Origin of the sequence: Chitinophaga alhagiae (assembly GCF_003568665.1) — a bacterium.
GTDB classification, from domain to species: Bacteria; Bacteroidota; Bacteroidia; order Chitinophagales; family Chitinophagaceae; genus Chitinophaga; species Chitinophaga alhagiae.
This window is the reverse complement of record NZ_QXMH01000001.1, coordinates 1,427,210-1,442,692: the sequence shown is the minus strand read 5'-3', so window position 1 is coordinate 1,442,692 and position 15,483 is coordinate 1,427,210. Positions and strand designations below refer to the sequence as shown.

At 52.2% G+C, this 15,483-nt stretch carries 11 protein-coding genes; 8 read left to right on the top strand and 3 right to left on the bottom strand.

Translation table 11 applies throughout. The features are described 5' to 3' along the window. Positions 1-8: 8 nt before the first annotated feature. Positions 9-605 carry a superoxide dismutase gene (locus D3A97_RS05650; RefSeq protein ID WP_119077423.1) on the bottom strand — a complete coding sequence of 199 codons (597 nt, stop codon included), beginning with the start codon at positions 603-605 and terminating at the stop codon, positions 9-11. Between the two features lie 257 nt (positions 606-862). Between D3A97_RS05650 and D3A97_RS05645 the strand changes: the two genes are divergently transcribed. From D3A97_RS05645 to D3A97_RS05635, 3 genes are all read left to right on the top strand, one after another. Then, positions 863-1,555, top strand: coding sequence for a sigma-70 family RNA polymerase sigma factor (locus tag D3A97_RS05645; RefSeq protein ID WP_157986369.1), 693 nt, complete (start codon positions 863-865; stop codon positions 1,553-1,555). Positions 1,556-1,759: 204 nt separating this feature from the next. Next, positions 1,760-1,969, top strand: a complete 210-nt coding sequence (locus D3A97_RS05640) for a hypothetical protein (protein ID WP_119077421.1) — start codon at positions 1,760-1,762, stop codon at positions 1,967-1,969. Between the two features lie 177 nt (positions 1,970-2,146). After that, positions 2,147-3,091: an SPFH domain-containing protein gene (locus D3A97_RS05635; RefSeq protein WP_232825857.1), complete on the top strand. Its 945-nt coding sequence runs from the start codon at positions 2,147-2,149 to the stop codon at positions 3,089-3,091. Between the two features lie 61 nt (positions 3,092-3,152). Here D3A97_RS05635 and D3A97_RS05630 read toward each other — a convergent pair whose 3' ends face one another. Both D3A97_RS05630 and ligA read right to left on the bottom strand, forming a co-directional pair. Continuing rightward, positions 3,153-3,602: a nucleoside deaminase gene (locus tag D3A97_RS05630; protein WP_198673878.1), complete on the bottom strand. Its 450-nt coding sequence runs from the start codon at positions 3,600-3,602 to the stop codon at positions 3,153-3,155. A 2-nt stretch (positions 3,603-3,604) separates the two neighbouring features. Continuing rightward, on the bottom strand, positions 3,605-5,713 hold the full coding sequence (ligA, locus tag D3A97_RS05625) for an NAD-dependent DNA ligase LigA (RefSeq protein WP_119077420.1): 2,109 nt from the start codon (positions 5,711-5,713) through the stop codon (positions 3,605-3,607). Between the two features lie 89 nt (positions 5,714-5,802). On the opposite strand from ligA, the gene D3A97_RS05620 reads away from it, so the two are divergent. From D3A97_RS05620 to D3A97_RS05595, 5 genes are all read left to right on the top strand, one after another. Continuing rightward, entirely contained in the window at positions 5,803-7,443 is a 1,641-nt protein-coding gene (locus tag D3A97_RS05620; RefSeq protein ID WP_119077419.1) for an amidohydrolase, read from the top strand. A gap of 36 nt (positions 7,444-7,479) precedes the next feature. After that, the gene (locus D3A97_RS05615) at positions 7,480-8,184 is read left to right on the top strand and encodes an NUDIX hydrolase (RefSeq protein WP_119077418.1); all 705 of its coding nucleotides are present in this window, start codon (positions 7,480-7,482) and stop codon (positions 8,182-8,184) included. A 734-nt stretch (positions 8,185-8,918) separates the two neighbouring features. Continuing rightward, positions 8,919-12,263 carry a methylmalonyl-CoA mutase family protein gene (locus tag D3A97_RS05605; RefSeq protein ID WP_119077416.1) on the top strand — a complete coding sequence of 1,115 codons (3,345 nt, stop codon included), beginning with the start codon at positions 8,919-8,921 and terminating at the stop codon, positions 12,261-12,263. A 173-nt stretch (positions 12,264-12,436) separates the two neighbouring features. After that, positions 12,437-14,215 carry a MutS-related protein gene (locus D3A97_RS05600; protein ID WP_198673877.1) on the top strand — a complete coding sequence of 593 codons (1,779 nt, stop codon included), beginning with the start codon at positions 12,437-12,439 and terminating at the stop codon, positions 14,213-14,215. Between the two features lie 84 nt (positions 14,216-14,299). Then, a complete protein-coding gene (locus D3A97_RS05595) occupies positions 14,300-15,382 on the top strand; it encodes a PA0069 family radical SAM protein (protein ID WP_119077414.1) in 1,083 nt (360 codons plus the stop codon). Positions 15,383-15,483 lie beyond the last annotated feature (101 nt).

Here is a 15,483-nt window from a genome sequence, read left to right as displayed (position 1 = left end):
GATGTCAACTAGGCAAAGCGTTTGCTCACCGCATCCCAGTTTACCAGGTTCCAGAAAGCGGCCAGGTACTCTGCGCGGCGGTTCTGGTACTTCAGGTAATAGGCATGCTCCCATACGTCTACGCCCAGCAGCGGAGTGCCTTTTACTTCAGCCACGTCCATCAGGGGATTGTCCTGGTTAGGGGTGGAGGTGACCTCCAGCTTGCCGTCTTTTGCGATCAGCCAGGCCCAGCCGGAGCCGAAGCGGGTCATGCCGGCGTTGTTGAATTTTTCTTTAAAAGCATCAAAAGAGCCGAAGGCGCTGTTGATGGCATCAGCCAGTTTACCACTGGGAGCGCCGCCTGCCTTGGGGGCCAGGCTGGTCCAGAAAAAGCTGTGGTTCCAGTGGCCGCCACCGTTGTTGCGAACTGCGGGGCTGATGGAACCGGCTTTAGCCACCAGTTCTTCCAGTGTTTTATTTTCGTTTTCGGTACCAGCTATAGCCTTGTTCAGGTTGTCTACATAAGCCTGGTGATGCTTGCCGTGATGTATTTCCATCGTCAGCTTGTCAAAATGCGGTTCCAGCGCATCTGAAGCGTACGGCAAAGCAGGAAGTGTAAATGCCATAATCCAATTTTTATGGGTTAAAAATTATATTATAATACAACGAGCACCAAATTTACTGCCTAATGCGGTAATTGTCAAACCCTTTCTCCAGACTGTCGTTATGGGCAAAGCAGGGTGTTAATGGTGCTTGGATATATGGCTTTTTCTTTTATATTTACATAAAGGTGTTATAACGGATGTTTCACATTTAATTATATTCGTATAGTATTCATCGTTAGTTTTCACTATTGTTTGTTTAAAAAATAAATATGCAGGACATGGGCACAGAAAACCGCGATTCTCAGGATGCGCTGATATCGGAGAATGCAAAATTGCGGAGCCGGCTGGAAAGATTGGAAGCAATTATAGATCAGGTACCGGCAATGCTTTATACGTCCAACAATTCCAGGAAGGCAGTTAACTGGTGTAACAAAAGGCTTACAGACACATTAGGGTATTCACAGGAAGAGATCCTCTCACTGGGCACTGATTTTTTCAGGCAAATACTTCATCCGGACGATACAAGCATTCTGGCTATCTCCCAGCAATCTTTCCGGGAAAAGAAATCGATGTACGGCGGCGTGCTGCGGGTGCGCCGGCGCAACAGCCCAGACTGGTTCTGGGTGGTTGGGCTGGGCATTCCCTTTACTTTTGACAAGCAGGGCAATGTGATAGACGTGATCTGCGTGTTCCTCGATTTCACCAATGCCATAGATACCGGCAACCAGATCAGCGAAGCGCTCCGGGAGGTACTTCGCCGTCGCAACGAAGACGCCCTGAACAAACTTACCGCGCGCGAAAAGGATATTTTTATGCTGGCCGCCGGTGGCCACAACAATAAGGAAATTGCCGAGAAATTAAATTTAAGCCGCTATACCGTTGAAACCCACCGCAAAAACATCCGCCTCAAATTAAAGGTCAGAAATACATCTGAACTGGTGGCGCTGGCCAAACAGATCGGCATGCAATAAACCCCTTTTGCGGACAATTGATAATCAGTTTGTATATGTTCATTTTTAATTTGTAAATCCGCTACAACGCACGTGTGATGTGGGATTGGCGCGAAAAATACCCAAGCTTGGGTATTTTCCGGCGTCTCAAACTCCAGTAATTTAGTAGCCGAATCAGAACGGAGTTCATTTGGATAGTTTTTAGAGGTAGTAATACTTATCGCTATGATAACCGAAGACAAGGCGTATGATATCCTGGCGTTAGATCAGTCAGCCACACCCGAAGAAATAGTTCGCCGGTATCAGACATTAAAAGACCAGTACAAAAAAATAAAGGAAGAGGCAGATGACCTGAAGACCCAGTTGGCTTATCAATTGAAACAGATTGAACTAGACGACGTGTTCATCTACTTCCGTAAATGCCAAAAGATATAAGCAAGTTGTTTACTCTTTCATGCGTTGTTTCGTGTTAACCCGTACACGAACGGTTCATTCATTGTTTGTTATTGTTCCCCTTGCCAAGCGATCCCGGTCTTTGCATCCACGTTTGGAAACCCGCTGCCGCTGTAGTGAAGGATTTTAGTTACATTTGGTAATAAATCCTTACACTACATGATGGATAACATTGTTTTGTATGTTATACTGGGCCTTGTTGCCCTCATTGTACTGTCTTCTTTTGTTACCGTACAGCAGGGCACCATTGGGGTTACTACCATTTTCGGGAAATATAACCGCATTCTCTTTCCCGGTCTTAATTTCAAAATACCCCTCATTGAAAAAGTATTTAAGCGCATTTCCATACAGAACCGCTCTGTGGAGCTGGAGTTTCAGGCCATTACGGTAGACCAGGCCAATGTTTACTTCAAGGCCATGCTGCTGTACTCCGTGCTGAACCAGCAGGAGGAAACCATCAAGAACGTAGCTTTCAAGTTCATGGACGAGCGCAGCTTCATGCAGGCGCTGGTACGCACCATAGAAGGCTCCATCCGAGGGTTTGTGGCCACCAAAAAGCAGGCGGAAGTGCTGGCCCTGCGCAAAGACATCACAGAACATGTAAAAGAACAGATAGACCTTACCCTGGAACAGTGGGGCTTTCACCTGCAAGACCTCCAGTTGAACGACATTACGTTTGACGAGGCCATTATGCGCTCCATGGCCCAGGTGGTGGCCTCCAATAACCTGAAGGCGGCCGCGGAGAACGAGGGCCAGGCCCTGCTCATTACCAAAACCAAAGCTGCCGAAGCTGACGGTAACGCCATCAAGATTGCCGCGGAAGCAGAGCGGCAGGCCGCCCAGTTACGCGGTCAGGGCGTAGCCCTCTTCCGCGAAGAAGTGGCCAAGGGGATGACCATGGCCGCAAAAGAAATGCAGCAGGCCAACCTGGACACGTCTGTGATATTGTTTTCCATGTGGGTGGAAGGCATCAAGCACTTCTCCGAGAACTCAAAGGGCAATGTGATTTTCCTGGACGGGTCTTCCGAAGGCATGGAAAAGAGCATGAAACAGTTGATGAGCCTGAACCAGCTGATGGAAGTGAAGAAAGAGGGAGGGAAATAGAACGTTATTTGAATATAACAAAGAGGCCCGGAAGCAATGCGCCCGGGCCTCTTTCATTTTTTCATTTCCGCCTTGCCGCAAAAAAAGCTTTCACCATACTTAAGCTCTCTTCCCCGCGGAGACCGGTTTCTATTTTTGTTTTCGGGTGAAAGGGCGATTTTTCACCGGTAACCCGGCGGTAGCCGTTCTTGTCATCTGGGGCGGCGTACACAATGCGGCCTATTTTACTCCAGTATAGTGCCCCGGCACACATTACGCAGGGCTCCAGCGTTACGTACAGCGTGGCTTCCGGCAGGTATTTGGCGCCCATGTAATTGAAGGCGGCCGTGAGCGCTATCATTTCAGCGTGGGCGGTACAGTCAGTGAGCATTTCCACCTGGTTATGCCCCCTGCCTATGATCTGCCCGTTCATGACCACCACGGCACCTATAGGCACCTCTCCTTTTTCCTGTGCTTTACGGGCTTCGTTGAGCGCCTGCTGCATAAAATGTTCGTCACTCATGGTTGTCATGTTCAAGGCGCGGTTACCATTTTTATAAAATCGTCTTCAGACAATATTTTTACCGTGTTGATCTTCTTGGCTTTTTCCAGCTTGCTGCCCGCATCTTCTCCCACTACCAGGTAGTTGAGCTTGCTGCTTACGCCGCTCAGTATTTTGCCGCCATGCTGCTCCACCATTTCTTCCGCGTCGCTGCGTTTGAGTTTGTTGAGCGTGCCGGTAAAAAGGAAGGTCTGGCCGCTGAGCGTGCCTTCCGCGGAAAGCGCGCCTTTGGTGCTGTGCAGGTTCAGGCCCAGCTCTTCCAACCGTTTCAGCATATGCAGGTTGTCTTTGTTGCTGAAGAACTGGCGTACGGAACCGGCTACCTTGGGGCCAATGTCTTCCAGCGCCAGCAATTGCTCTTCGGAGAACTGTGCCAGGTCAAGCAAATGATCTACGGCGTTGGCCAGCGTTTTGGCGGTAGTTTCACCTACGTAGCGGATGCCCAGCCCGAATATCAGGCGGTGCAGCGGCTGGGTGCGGCTGTTATCTATAGCCGTGCGCAGGTTGGTGATGGATTTGGCGCCAAAACCTTCCAGTTCGGCAATAGCGTCAAAGTTGAGCGTATAAATGCCAGGCACATCTTTCAGGAGGCCCAGCGTGTAGAATTTCCGCACGTTGCTTTCTCCGAGGCTGCGGATGTCCATAGCGTCTTTACTTACAAAGTGGATCATGCGTTCCACCACCTGTGCTTCGCAGTTGATGTTCACACAGCGCCATACACTTTCGCCCTCCGGCCGTACCAGCTTGTCTTTACAAACGGGGCATTCCGTGGGGAATACGATGTCCCGCTCGGTGCCGTCCCGCAGGTCTGCCATGGATTTTACAATGTAGGGTATCACATCGCCCGCCCTTTCTACCAATACCGTATCTCCTATTTTCAGGTCTTTTTCCTTTATCACATCTTCATTGAACAGGGAAATGGACCCCACCGTTACGCCGCCAATAGGCACCGGGTCAATTTTGGCAACGGGCGTGATGGAGCCAGTACGCCCTACCTGGAACTCTACGTTGCGCAGCTTGCTGGTGGCCTGCCGCGCCTTGAATTTGTAAGCCATGGCCCAGCGCGGGTGGTGGGTGGTCATACCCATTTTGTCTTGCAGGGCGTAGTCGTTCACCTTGATCACCATGCCGTCTATCTCATACGGCAGATCATCCCGGCGGGTCTCAAACTCATTGCAGTAATCTATCACGGCCTGTATGCCGCGTACCACTTTCTTTTCCTTGTTGGGGCTTCTGAAGCCCAGGTCCCACAACATTTGCAGTGTGTTGCTATGCGTTTGTATGGCTGCCGGCTCGGTTGTACCGGGTTGCATGGTATGGTAGCTCATGTTGTAGAGAAAGGCCTCCAGGCCGCGTTTGGCCACCTCTCCGGGGTCTACGATACGCAGGGAGCCAGAGGCAGCGTTGCGCGGGTTGGCCAGCGGGGGCAGGTTTTCGGCCACCCGTTGTTCATTCAGTTTTTTGAACGTGTTTTTATTGATCAATACTTCACCCCGCAACTCTATTTGCTGAATACCGTATGCAGAGAAGTTGGCAGACAGGGGAATGGTGCGTATCTGGCGGATGTTGACGGTAATTTCATCGCCCTGCACGCCGTCTCCCCGCGTGGCGCCGCGGGAAAGCATGTCATTTTCGTAAATGAGGGAAATGCTGGCGCCGTCAAATTTGGGTTCTATACAATATTCTATTTCCGGGAGTTTGGCCAGCTCACGCGCTTTACGGTCCCAGTCTACCAGATCGTCCGCATTGTAAGAGTTTTCCAGGCTCAGCATGGGCACCAGGTGCTGTACGGTGGGAAACAGTTTGGTAAGCCCTTGTGCAACGCGCTGGGTGGGCGAATCCGGAGACACCAGGTTGGGATTGTCATTTTCCAGTTGCTTGAGCCAGGCAAACAGCTGGTCATATTCCTGGTCGCTCAGTACGGGGTCGTCCTGGATGTAATACCGCCAGTCGCTATACCGGATCACCTGCCGCAATGATTCGGCCAGTTCTTCGGCGGTGTCTTTAGAAGGTTTTGCCGCCTGGACCAGCAGGGTTTTGCCAAGGCGCGCCAGGGTTATTTCTGTTTCTTTTGTGTACATGATGAACTTGATAAGTCAAAAACTCTGGCGTAAATTTAGTCTTTACCCTGCAATAAATTTGCCCCGCACCGGGCCATAAAAACAATAGTATGCCGAAAAGACTCCCTCTCTGCCTTGCAGCGCTACTGGCATTTACCGCTTGCAGCCGGCGGGAAAAAGCAGACCTCATTGTTCATCATGCCCATATTTACACCCTTGATTCCGCCAATACGGTAGTACAGGCCATGGCCGTGAAAGACGGGAAAGTGCTGGCCACGGGCACCAATGAATTTATACAGGGCCATTACTCGGCGGCAGCGGAGAGGAACGCTGCCGGCGCCGCCATTTATCCCGGCTTTAACGATGCGCATGCGCACTTTATGGGCTATGCCGCTTCCCTGCGTACGGTTGACCTGCGGGGTACCAAAAGCTGGGAGGAAGCGCTGGAGAGCGTGAAGGCCTTTGCGGCCACCCGCCGGTCTGCCTGGGTGCTGGGCGGTGGCTGGGACCAGAACGACTGGGAGCAGCGGGCCTTTCCGGATAAAACCGGCCTGGACAGCCTTTTTCCCAACACCCCGGTTTTACTGCGGCGTATAGACGGGCATGCCGCCCTGGCCAACCAGGCCGCCCTGAACGCTGCCGGCATCCAACCCGGTCAAACCATTACAGGCGGCACTTTTGAAACAAAAAACGGGCAGCTTACCGGCCTGCTGGTAGATAATGCCATAGATCCCGTAGCGGATAAAATACCCGACCCCTCGCTGCCCGAGCTGGAAGAATCCCTGCTGAAGGCGGAGGCCAACTGCCTGGCCGCGGGCATTACCAGTTTAACGGACTGCGGCCTCTCCGTTCCCGACATGCAGTTGCTGGACAGCCTGCTGAAACAGGGCCGGTTGCACCTGGGCCTGAACGTTATGTTGAGTGACAATGAGCAGAACATCAGCTGGCTGGTAAAAAACGGGCCTTACCGGAGCGGGCGGCTGCAGGTGCGCAGCGTGAAATTTTATGGAGACGGCGCGCTGGGTTCCCGCGGGGCCTGCCTCTTGCATGATTATTCAGACAAGCCCGGATGGAAAGGGTTTATGCTGAAAGACCGCGCCTATTTTGAGCAACAGGCCGCCCGGCTGGCAGAAGCCGGTATACAGATGTGTACCCATGCCATTGGAGACTCCGCCAACCGCGAAATACTTCGTATATACGCTGCCGTGCTAAAGGGCAAGAACGATCAACGCTGGCGCATAGAGCATGCGCAAGTGATAGATCCGGCAGACTTCGGGCGGTTTGGGGAAAACAGCATTGTGCCCTCCGTACAGCCTACCCATGCCACTTCAGACATGTATTGGGCCGGGGAGCGGCTGGGCGCACAGCGGTTGCGCCATGCATACGCCTACCGCCAGCTGCTGGAACAAAACGGCTGGCTGCCCCTGGGCACGGATTTTCCTGTAGAAAGCATTAACCCCCTGTTCACGTTTTATGCCGCGGTGGCCCGGAAAGACAACAGCGGCTACCCGCAGGGCGGTTTCCAGCCGGAAAATGCCCTTACCCGCGAAGCCGCGCTGCGGGGCATTACCCTTTGGCCTGCCGCTGCCGCCTTTGAAGAAGCAGGGAAAGGGAGCCTGGAGCCGGGCAAAGCGGCAGATTTTGTGATCACCAGTGAAGACCTGATGCTGGCCCCGGAAGATAAAATTCCTGCAATTAAGATTTTAGCTACTTATATTTACGGAAAGGCGCTCTACGAAGCTGGCCGTTAACTACTGCATTTTATTGACATTCCACGATTATGTACTATGTCCGCCAAGAACATTAACACCCACCTCATTGAGATCCAGGATTACTTCAAAGCCGCTATATCAGTGGATTGTGTGATATTCGGCTTTGACGAGAACGAGCTGAAGGTATTGCTCATAGAATCCGACCTGAAAGAATTTAAAGGCAAATGGTCGCTCCTGGGAGACATCATGCACCCCGATGAAGATATTGAAACCGCCGCCTACCGGGTATTACGGGAGCGTACCGGCCTGGAGAACGTGTACATGGAGCAGGTGCAGGCCTTTGGGGGCATCAACCGGCACCCCGCAGGCAGGGTGATCACCATTGCCTATTATTCCCTGGTGAACATAGAACATGTAGAGCTGAAAACCCACTCTAACGAGCTGCACTGGCATGCCGTGAAAGACATCCGGCAGATGGCCTTTGACCACCGGGAAATATTGGCCACCTGCCTGGAAAGGTTGCAGCGCAAGGTGATAGACCAGCCGGTAGGGTTTAACCTGCTGCCCAGGAAGTTCTCGCTGCGCGAGCTGCAGAACCTTTATGAGGCTATCCTGGACGTGAAGCTGGACCGGCGGAACTTCCGCAAGAAATTTTTTGCCATGGACTACCTGATAGATCTCAATGAGGAAGAACAGGAAGTACGGCACCGCCCCGCAAAGCTGTACAAGTTCAACCAGGAGAAATACAACCAGCGGCACAAGAAGAGTCTTGGCTTTTGATACTATTTTAACTTCCAATCAAATTTTCATTTCTTCCCCGATCCTTTTCCCTGAAGGGTTTTAGCGTACCATATCCGGGTACGCCGCCTGTATATTTTCTGCCAGTGCCTGGTAAAAATTGTTTTTTAACAAAATTTTAATTAAGATTGTGTAAAATATACACACTAGTGGATTCGGGGTATATTTTACAGTAGTAGCCAGAGACCAAACATCTAAATCGATCAGGTAAAATTTATTGGAAAAAGAAAACCCGGTACTGAAATACTTCAGCCAGCAATGGCTTTTCATATTATTCTTATTGCGTTTTATCAATTCCACGTTATGTTTTACAATTAGATAGATCACCTTTTGAGAAAATGGGGTTGGTCGGGATTTTTCCCGGCCGCCCCTTTTCGTTTTTAGTACCGCCTGGCCGAAGGGGCATTAAGGGCGCCCGCTAAGCAACAAACCAATGTTCCTTCAGCTTTTTGACCTGGCCTGAGAAAACTTGTATTCGCCCCCAATATTTTCTCCGTTTATGCTACATACAGATGGCCGGAATGGCGGAATTTTACAGCAGCGGGATTTGCAAGCATGTTTGGGTAAGCCGGTCGAAGGAGCCGGTTTGGTTAATTTTTTTTATCGTCATTGTATAGTCGTTGAAAAATTTCCAAAGGAACATCCCCCTCCTTCAACCAATACTAATTCTCCGTCTCAACGCGCTACAGCCCCTATTTTCGTAAATTGCATGCCTTATGTCATATACACCACAACACAAGGTCCGTATTGTTACGGCAGCCGCATTATTTGACGGGCACGATGCCGCTATCAACATTATGCGCAGGATCATGCAAAGCACGGGAGCGGAAGTGATACACCTCGGCCATAACCGTTCCGCGGCGGAAATAGTGGATTGCGCCATTCAGGAAGATGCGCAGGGCATTGCCGTTACGTCTTACCAGGGCGGCCACATCGAGTTTTTCAAATACATGTATGACTTACTGAAAGAAAAAGGCTGCGGTCACATCCGCATCTTCGGCGGCGGTGGCGGTACCATACTGCCCGCTGAAATAGAGGAACTGCAGGCGTATGGCATTACCCGAATTTATTCTCCTGACGATGGCCGCAAATTTGGCCTGGGGGGCATGATAGAAGACGTGATACAACAATGCGATTTTGAAACGGTGAAACAGGGAGAATGGAAGCTCCAGCAGGAAAAGCTGACAAAGAACGCCGCCCCTGAAATTGCCAAAGCCATCACCTATGCGGAAAACTTTGCCATGAACGGGCAACTGGCAGACCTGGGAGCAATGGCTGCCCGCAAGGCGCCCGTGCTGGGTATTACCGGCACCGGGGGCGCAGGCAAGAGCAGCGTAACGGATGAGCTGGTGAGGCGTTTCCTGCATGAATACGATAACCGCACTATAGCCGTCATATCGGTAGACCCCTCCAAGAAAAAGACCGGCGGCGCCCTTTTGGGAGACCGCATCCGGATGAACAGCATCCACCACCCCCGCGCGTACATGCGCTCCCTGGCCACGCGGGAAAGCGATAAAGCCATCAGCCTGCATATACAGGAAGCTATTGACATCTGCAAGGCCGCAGGCTTCGATTTCATCATTCTCGAAACCTCCGGCATAGGCCAGAGCGATACCGCTATTGTGGACTATTGCGATGTGGCGCTTTACGTAATGACACCGGAGTACGGCGCCGCTTCCCAACTGGAGAAGATCAACATGCTGGACTATGCGGACGTGATCGCCATTAATAAATTTGACAAGGCCGGCGCCCTGGACGCCCTGCACGACGTGCGTAAGCAATATAAGCGCAACAACGGGCTGTGGGAAGCCAAAGACGATGAGCTGCCGGTAGTAGGCACCATTGCCTCCCAGTTTAACGACGCCGGCGTGAACCAGCTCTTCTGGCGCCTGATGCACCGCATTGTCGAAAAAACCGGAGTATACTTCGGGGAAGACCATCCAGACAAGCCCATACTCACTACTTCTACCAAATCCCAGATCATACCGCCCGCCCGCGTGCGCTACCTGGCCGAAATAGTGAGCGGCATTGAGGAGTACGGCGCCTGGGTAAATGAACAATGCGCCCTGGCCACGCAATGGTACCAGGTAGAAGGCGTGCTCAAGGCGCCCGGCTTGCAGCATGCAGATGAGCTGCGGCGCATCAGCGAACAGGTGCAATCGCAACTGCACGCGGACTGCAGGCAAATGATAACCGCCTGGCCCGCGCTGAAAGAAAAATACAAAGCCGATCATTACGTGTTCCAGGTGAGGGACAAAGAGATCAGGCTGCCGCTCTTTTCCGAAAGCCTTTCGCATTCCCGTATTCCGAAGGTAAGCCTGCCGCACTATCAAGATTGGGGAGACATTCTTCGCTGGCAGCTCACAGAAAACCTGCCGGGAGAGTTTCCCTACGCCGCCGGCGTGTTTCCCCTGAAAAGGGAAGGAGAAGACCCTACCCGCATGTTTGCCGGCGAAGGCGGCCCGGAACGGACCAACAAACGCTTCCACTACGTTTCTGTAGATCAGCCCGCCAAACGCCTGTCTACCGCGTTTGACAGTGTAACCCTGTATGGCGAAGACCCCGCCTACCGGCCGGATATTTACGGTAAGATCGGCAACTCCGGCGTGAGTATTGCCACGGTAGACGACGCCAAAAAACTTTACAGCGGCTTTGATCTCTGCGACCCGAAAACCTCCGTGTCCATGACTATCAACGGGCCGGCCCCCATTCTGCTGGCTTTTTTCATGAACGCGGCCATTGACCAGGAATGTGAAAAATACATTGCCGCCAACGGGTTAACGGAGCAGGTGGAAGCCACTATCAAAAAGAAATTCTCTGACCATCCCCTGCCGCACTACGCCGGCAGCCTGCCCCATGGCAATAACGGTTTGGGGCTGCAACTGCTGGGCATTTCCGGCAGCGATGTGCTGGAACCGGGGGTATATCAGCAAATAAAGGCCCGCGCCCTCAGCACCGTGCGCGGCACTGTGCAGGCAGACATTCTGAAAGAAGACCAGGCGCAGAACACCTGCATCTTCTCCACGGAGTTTGCGTTGAAGCTGATGGGAGACGTGCAGGACTATTTCATCCGCGAAAAAGTACGCAACTTCTATTCTGTAAGTATTTCCGGCTACCATATTGCGGAAGCGGGCGCCAACCCCATCACGCAACTGGCCTTTACGCTGGCCAACGGCTTCACTTATGTAGAGTATTACCTCAGCCGTGGCATGCACATAGATGATTTTGCACCCAACCTCTCTTTCTTTTTCAGCAACGGCATGGACCCGGAATATGCCGTTATAGGCCGTGTGGCCCGCCGCATCTGGGCCAAGGCCATCAAACACAAATACAAAGGCAACGAGCGTTCGCAGAAACTGAAGTATCATATTCAGACCTCCGGCCGCAGCCTGCATGCGCAGGAAATAGATTTTAACGACATCCGTACTACCCTGCAGGCCCTCTACGCCATTTATGACAACTGCAATTCCCTGCACACCAATGCCTACGATGAGGCCATTACCACGCCTACCGAAGAAAGCGTGCGCCGCGCTATGGCCATACAACTCATCATTAACCGGGAGCTGGGCACCGCCAAAAACGAAAACCCCAACCAGGGCAGCTTCTTTATTGAAGAACTGACAGACCTGGTGGAAGAGGCGGTACTGGCGGAGTTTAACAGGATCACGGAACGGGGCGGCGTGCTGGGCGCTATGGAAAGAATGTACCAGCGCAACAAGATACAGGAAGAAAGCCTGTACTACGAGTCTCTCAAACATTCCGGCGTGTTCCCGATCATCGGCGTGAACACCTTCCTGAACAAGAACGGTTCTCCCACTATTATCCCGGCGGAAGTGATCCGTTCCACACAGGAGGAAAAGGAGTTCCAGATCAACGCGCTCACTGCCTTCCAGGAACGGCATGCCAACCTCAGCGCTGAAAAGCTGAAGCAGTTGCAGGCCGTAGCCGTGCAAAACGGCAACCTGTTCGCCGAGCTGATGGAAACTGTCAAATACTGCTCACTGGGGCAGATCACGCATGCGCTGTATGAAGTGGGCGGGCAGTACCGGCGGAATATGTAACGAGATCACACGCAGAAAAAGCACCCCTTAGCCGAAGAAGCGGCTGAGCGCATGGCTTCGGGACCGATGTTACAATCGTTCCCGGGGCCATGTTCCTTGTCAGGCTAACAAGCTATTGTTTTTTGGTGGCCTACCCTTGCCATTACTCCTCATTTTTGCCTTATCTTTCCGGTATGCAACCGGCAACCATCTATCAGCAGCAAATAGACAATTTCAAAGCCCAGCTATCCCGAACGGCCGCCCGGCTTACCAATCTCAGTATGGCGCGGCTGGCCTGTTTCATCGGCCTCCTCTATTTTGGGTACCGGTATTTTACCACCGCTTTTGCCGTAATATGGCTGCTGCTGATGCTGGCCATGCTGGCAGGTTTTGTGGCGAGCCTGGTGTTTTACCAGCGCGCAAAAGACCGGCAGGCTTTGTTGCAGGCGCTGTTGGACCTGAACGAAAAGGAACTGAAAGTGGTAACGGATCATGTGGCGGATTTTGATGACGGGGAAGAATTTGTCAATGATCAGCATGATTTTTCAGGTGACCTGGATGTGTTTGGGCCTTCTTCTCTCTTTCAATACCTCAACCGCACCGGCACCCTCACCGGCAAGCAGCATTTGGCCAATGCATTGCAGCAGCCGATGCAGAACGTGGAAAATATTCAGGCTATGCAGGAAGCGGTGCGCACGCTTGGCGGCCAGGTGGAGTTCAGGCAACTGTACGCTGCGCATGCGCGGTTATCCAGAGAAGAGCCGAAAGATGTACGGGAGATCAGGCTGTGGCTGGATGCGCCCATGGACTTTCTGCAACGCCGTGGCCTGTTCCTGATAAGCTGGTTGCTGCCTGCCCTGTTGCTGCTGGCAGTGGCTTATTATGCGAGCAGCGGCAATTACGTGCCGATGTTATGCCTGCTGTTTGTTAACTGGGGCGTGTTGCTGCTGAACGTGAAGAAAGTGAATGCGCAACACCAGTTGCTTTCCAATAAAGAAAAGCTGCTGCACAAATTTGCCAACCTGCTGCAGCTGATCAAGCAGGGCAACTGGCAAGGTTCGGCGTGGCTGCAAGCCCGGCAGGCCAAAGCGGCGGAAGCGGACAAAGATCTGAAAAAACTGGCGCGCATCAGCAATATGCTGGACCAGCGGCTGAACCTGCTGGTGGGGGTGGTGCTCAATTCTTTCATCCTGTATGAGCTGCATTGCATCCTTGCCCTGGAAAAATGGAAGGCCCGGCATAAAGAAGATGTGTGGACATGGCTGCAGGTGATGGCGGAGATGGAAACGGCCAACAGTCTTGCCACTTTTGCCTATAACCATCCATCCTATACATATCCGGAACTGGTAAATACGCCCGGCGTAAAAGGCACGGCCGTTGGCCACCCGCTCATCCCACAGGCGGAATGCGTAACAAATGATTGCAGCATCGGGGAGCAGGAACAGTTTCATATCATCACCGGTTCCAACATGTCCGGCAAAAGCACCTTTCTGCGCAGCGTAGGCGTGAACTGGCTGCTGGCCATGACAGGCGCGCCGGTATGCGCGGCCGGGTTTACCTGCAACCCGTTGCGCATTATGACCTCCATGCGCATCAAGGATTCTATTGCCCGGCATACTTCCTATTTTCAGGCGGAACTGTTGCGGCTGCAGCATATTATACAGGTACTCAAAACCGGCCAGCAGGTATTTATTATCCTGGACGAAATTTTGAAAGGGACCAATTCCGAAGATAAACTTACCGGCTCCCGAGAACTTATCCGCCATTTTCTCCGTTTCCACTGCATGGGCATGATTGCCACGCACGACCTGGAGCTGGGCTCATTGGAGGCTGAATATCCCCGGCAGATCCGCAATTACTGCTTTGAAAGCAGCCTGAGCAACGGTCAGCTGCTGTTTGATTACCGCATGCGCCCGGGTATTGCACGCAACAAGAACGCTACCTTCCTGATGCAGCAGATGGAGATCATCTGATGGGTGTAACCCGAAAGCAGGTTCAGTGCAAATTATTTGGAATGCTAATAAATTTAGTATAAATTTACTAAAAATATTAGCGTAATGACGCTCCCTTTTAGCGATACACCGTCAGAGAACCCTTATTATAAAGGGCGAGGCGCCCAGGTAAACCCGAAAAACAGGTTCCTGGAGCAGGAATATGCTCAGGAACATGCGGAGGGCATTGATGAATGGTGGCAGGCAGACGTGCCTACCCAGATCTTTGAGGAACATGCTAAATCCGTAGTGAACAAGGTAGACAGCCCGGATGTAGGCATGTGGTACTCCATGAACCCGTACCAGGGCTGTGAGCACGGCTGTATTTACTGTTATGCCCGTAACTCGCATCAGTACTGGGGGTTCAGCGCAGGGCTTGATTTTGAGCGGAAGATAGTGGCCAAACGCAACGCGCCGGAACTGCTGAAGAAGTTCCTCAATAATAAAAACTGGGTGCCCAAACCTATTTCCATTTCCGGCAATACGGACTGCTACCAGCCGCTGGAACGCAAGCTGTGGCTTACCCGCCAACTGCTGGAGGTAGCCTGGGAGTACCGCCAGCCTGTGGGCATTATCACCAAAAACTCGCTGGTGTTGCGAGACAAGTACATTCTCCAGAAAATGGCGGAGCATAAGTTGGTTTGTGTGTTCGTATCTCTCACTACGCTGCAGGAAGATCTTCGCCAGAAAATGGAGCCCCGCACCGCCACGGCCGCGCAGCGCCTGAAAGTGATACGGGAATTGTCTGAACTGGGCATTCCGGTAGGGGTGATGACAGCCCCGCTTATTCCGGGCCTCAATGATCATGAGGTGCCCCGCCTGCTGGAACAGGCTGCTGACCATGGCGCCAGGTATGCCGGCTACACGGTGGTGCGCCTCAACGATGCGGTGAAGATCATTTTTAACGACTGGCTGTATAAAAACTTCCCGGACCGGGCGGACAAGGTTTGGCACATGATAGAAAGCCTGCATGGCGGCCAGGTCAATGACAGTGATTTCGGCCGCCGCATGCGGGGAGATGGCAACCTTGCGGAAATGGTGCGGCAGCAGTTCAAGGTACATACCAAACGCCTCGGCATCAATGCGGAACGGTTTGAGTTCAATACGTCTCTTTTCCAACGGCCCAACAACCAGTTGAGCTTGTTCTGAGGGGTCGGCAACCGGCGGTACAGCAAATAGCGTGCAGCGGCATAAGGATATATTATATATTTATAATATTTTGTATTTTTATGTCCCTTACACCTATACGT

Excerpts from the sequence above, each read along its gene's own strand:
- ligA (WP_119077420.1), bottom strand. The coding sequence starts at position 5,713 with ATGTACACAAAAGAAACAGAAATAACCCTGGCGCGCCTTGGCAAAACC.
- D3A97_RS05650 (WP_119077423.1), bottom strand. The coding sequence starts at position 605 with ATGGCATTTACACTTCCTGCTTTGCCGTACGCTTCAGATGCGCTGGAA.
- D3A97_RS05630 (WP_198673878.1), bottom strand. The coding sequence starts at position 3,602 with ATGACAACCATGAGTGACGAACATTTTATGCAGCAGGCGCTCAACGAA.
- D3A97_RS05620 (WP_119077419.1), top strand. The coding sequence starts at position 5,803 with ATGCCGAAAAGACTCCCTCTCTGCCTTGCAGCGCTACTGGCATTTACC.
- D3A97_RS05645 (WP_157986369.1), top strand. The coding sequence starts at position 863 with ATGGGCACAGAAAACCGCGATTCTCAGGATGCGCTGATATCGGAGAAT.
- D3A97_RS05615 (WP_119077418.1), top strand. The coding sequence starts at position 7,480 with ATGTCCGCCAAGAACATTAACACCCACCTCATTGAGATCCAGGATTAC.
- D3A97_RS05635 (WP_232825857.1), top strand. The coding sequence starts at position 2,147 with ATGATGGATAACATTGTTTTGTATGTTATACTGGGCCTTGTTGCCCTC.
- D3A97_RS05595 (WP_119077414.1), top strand. The coding sequence starts at position 14,300 with ATGACGCTCCCTTTTAGCGATACACCGTCAGAGAACCCTTATTATAAA.
- D3A97_RS05600 (WP_198673877.1), top strand. The coding sequence starts at position 12,437 with ATGCAACCGGCAACCATCTATCAGCAGCAAATAGACAATTTCAAAGCC.
- D3A97_RS05605 (WP_119077416.1), top strand. The coding sequence starts at position 8,919 with ATGTCATATACACCACAACACAAGGTCCGTATTGTTACGGCAGCCGCA.
- D3A97_RS05640 (WP_119077421.1), top strand. The coding sequence starts at position 1,760 with ATGATAACCGAAGACAAGGCGTATGATATCCTGGCGTTAGATCAGTCA.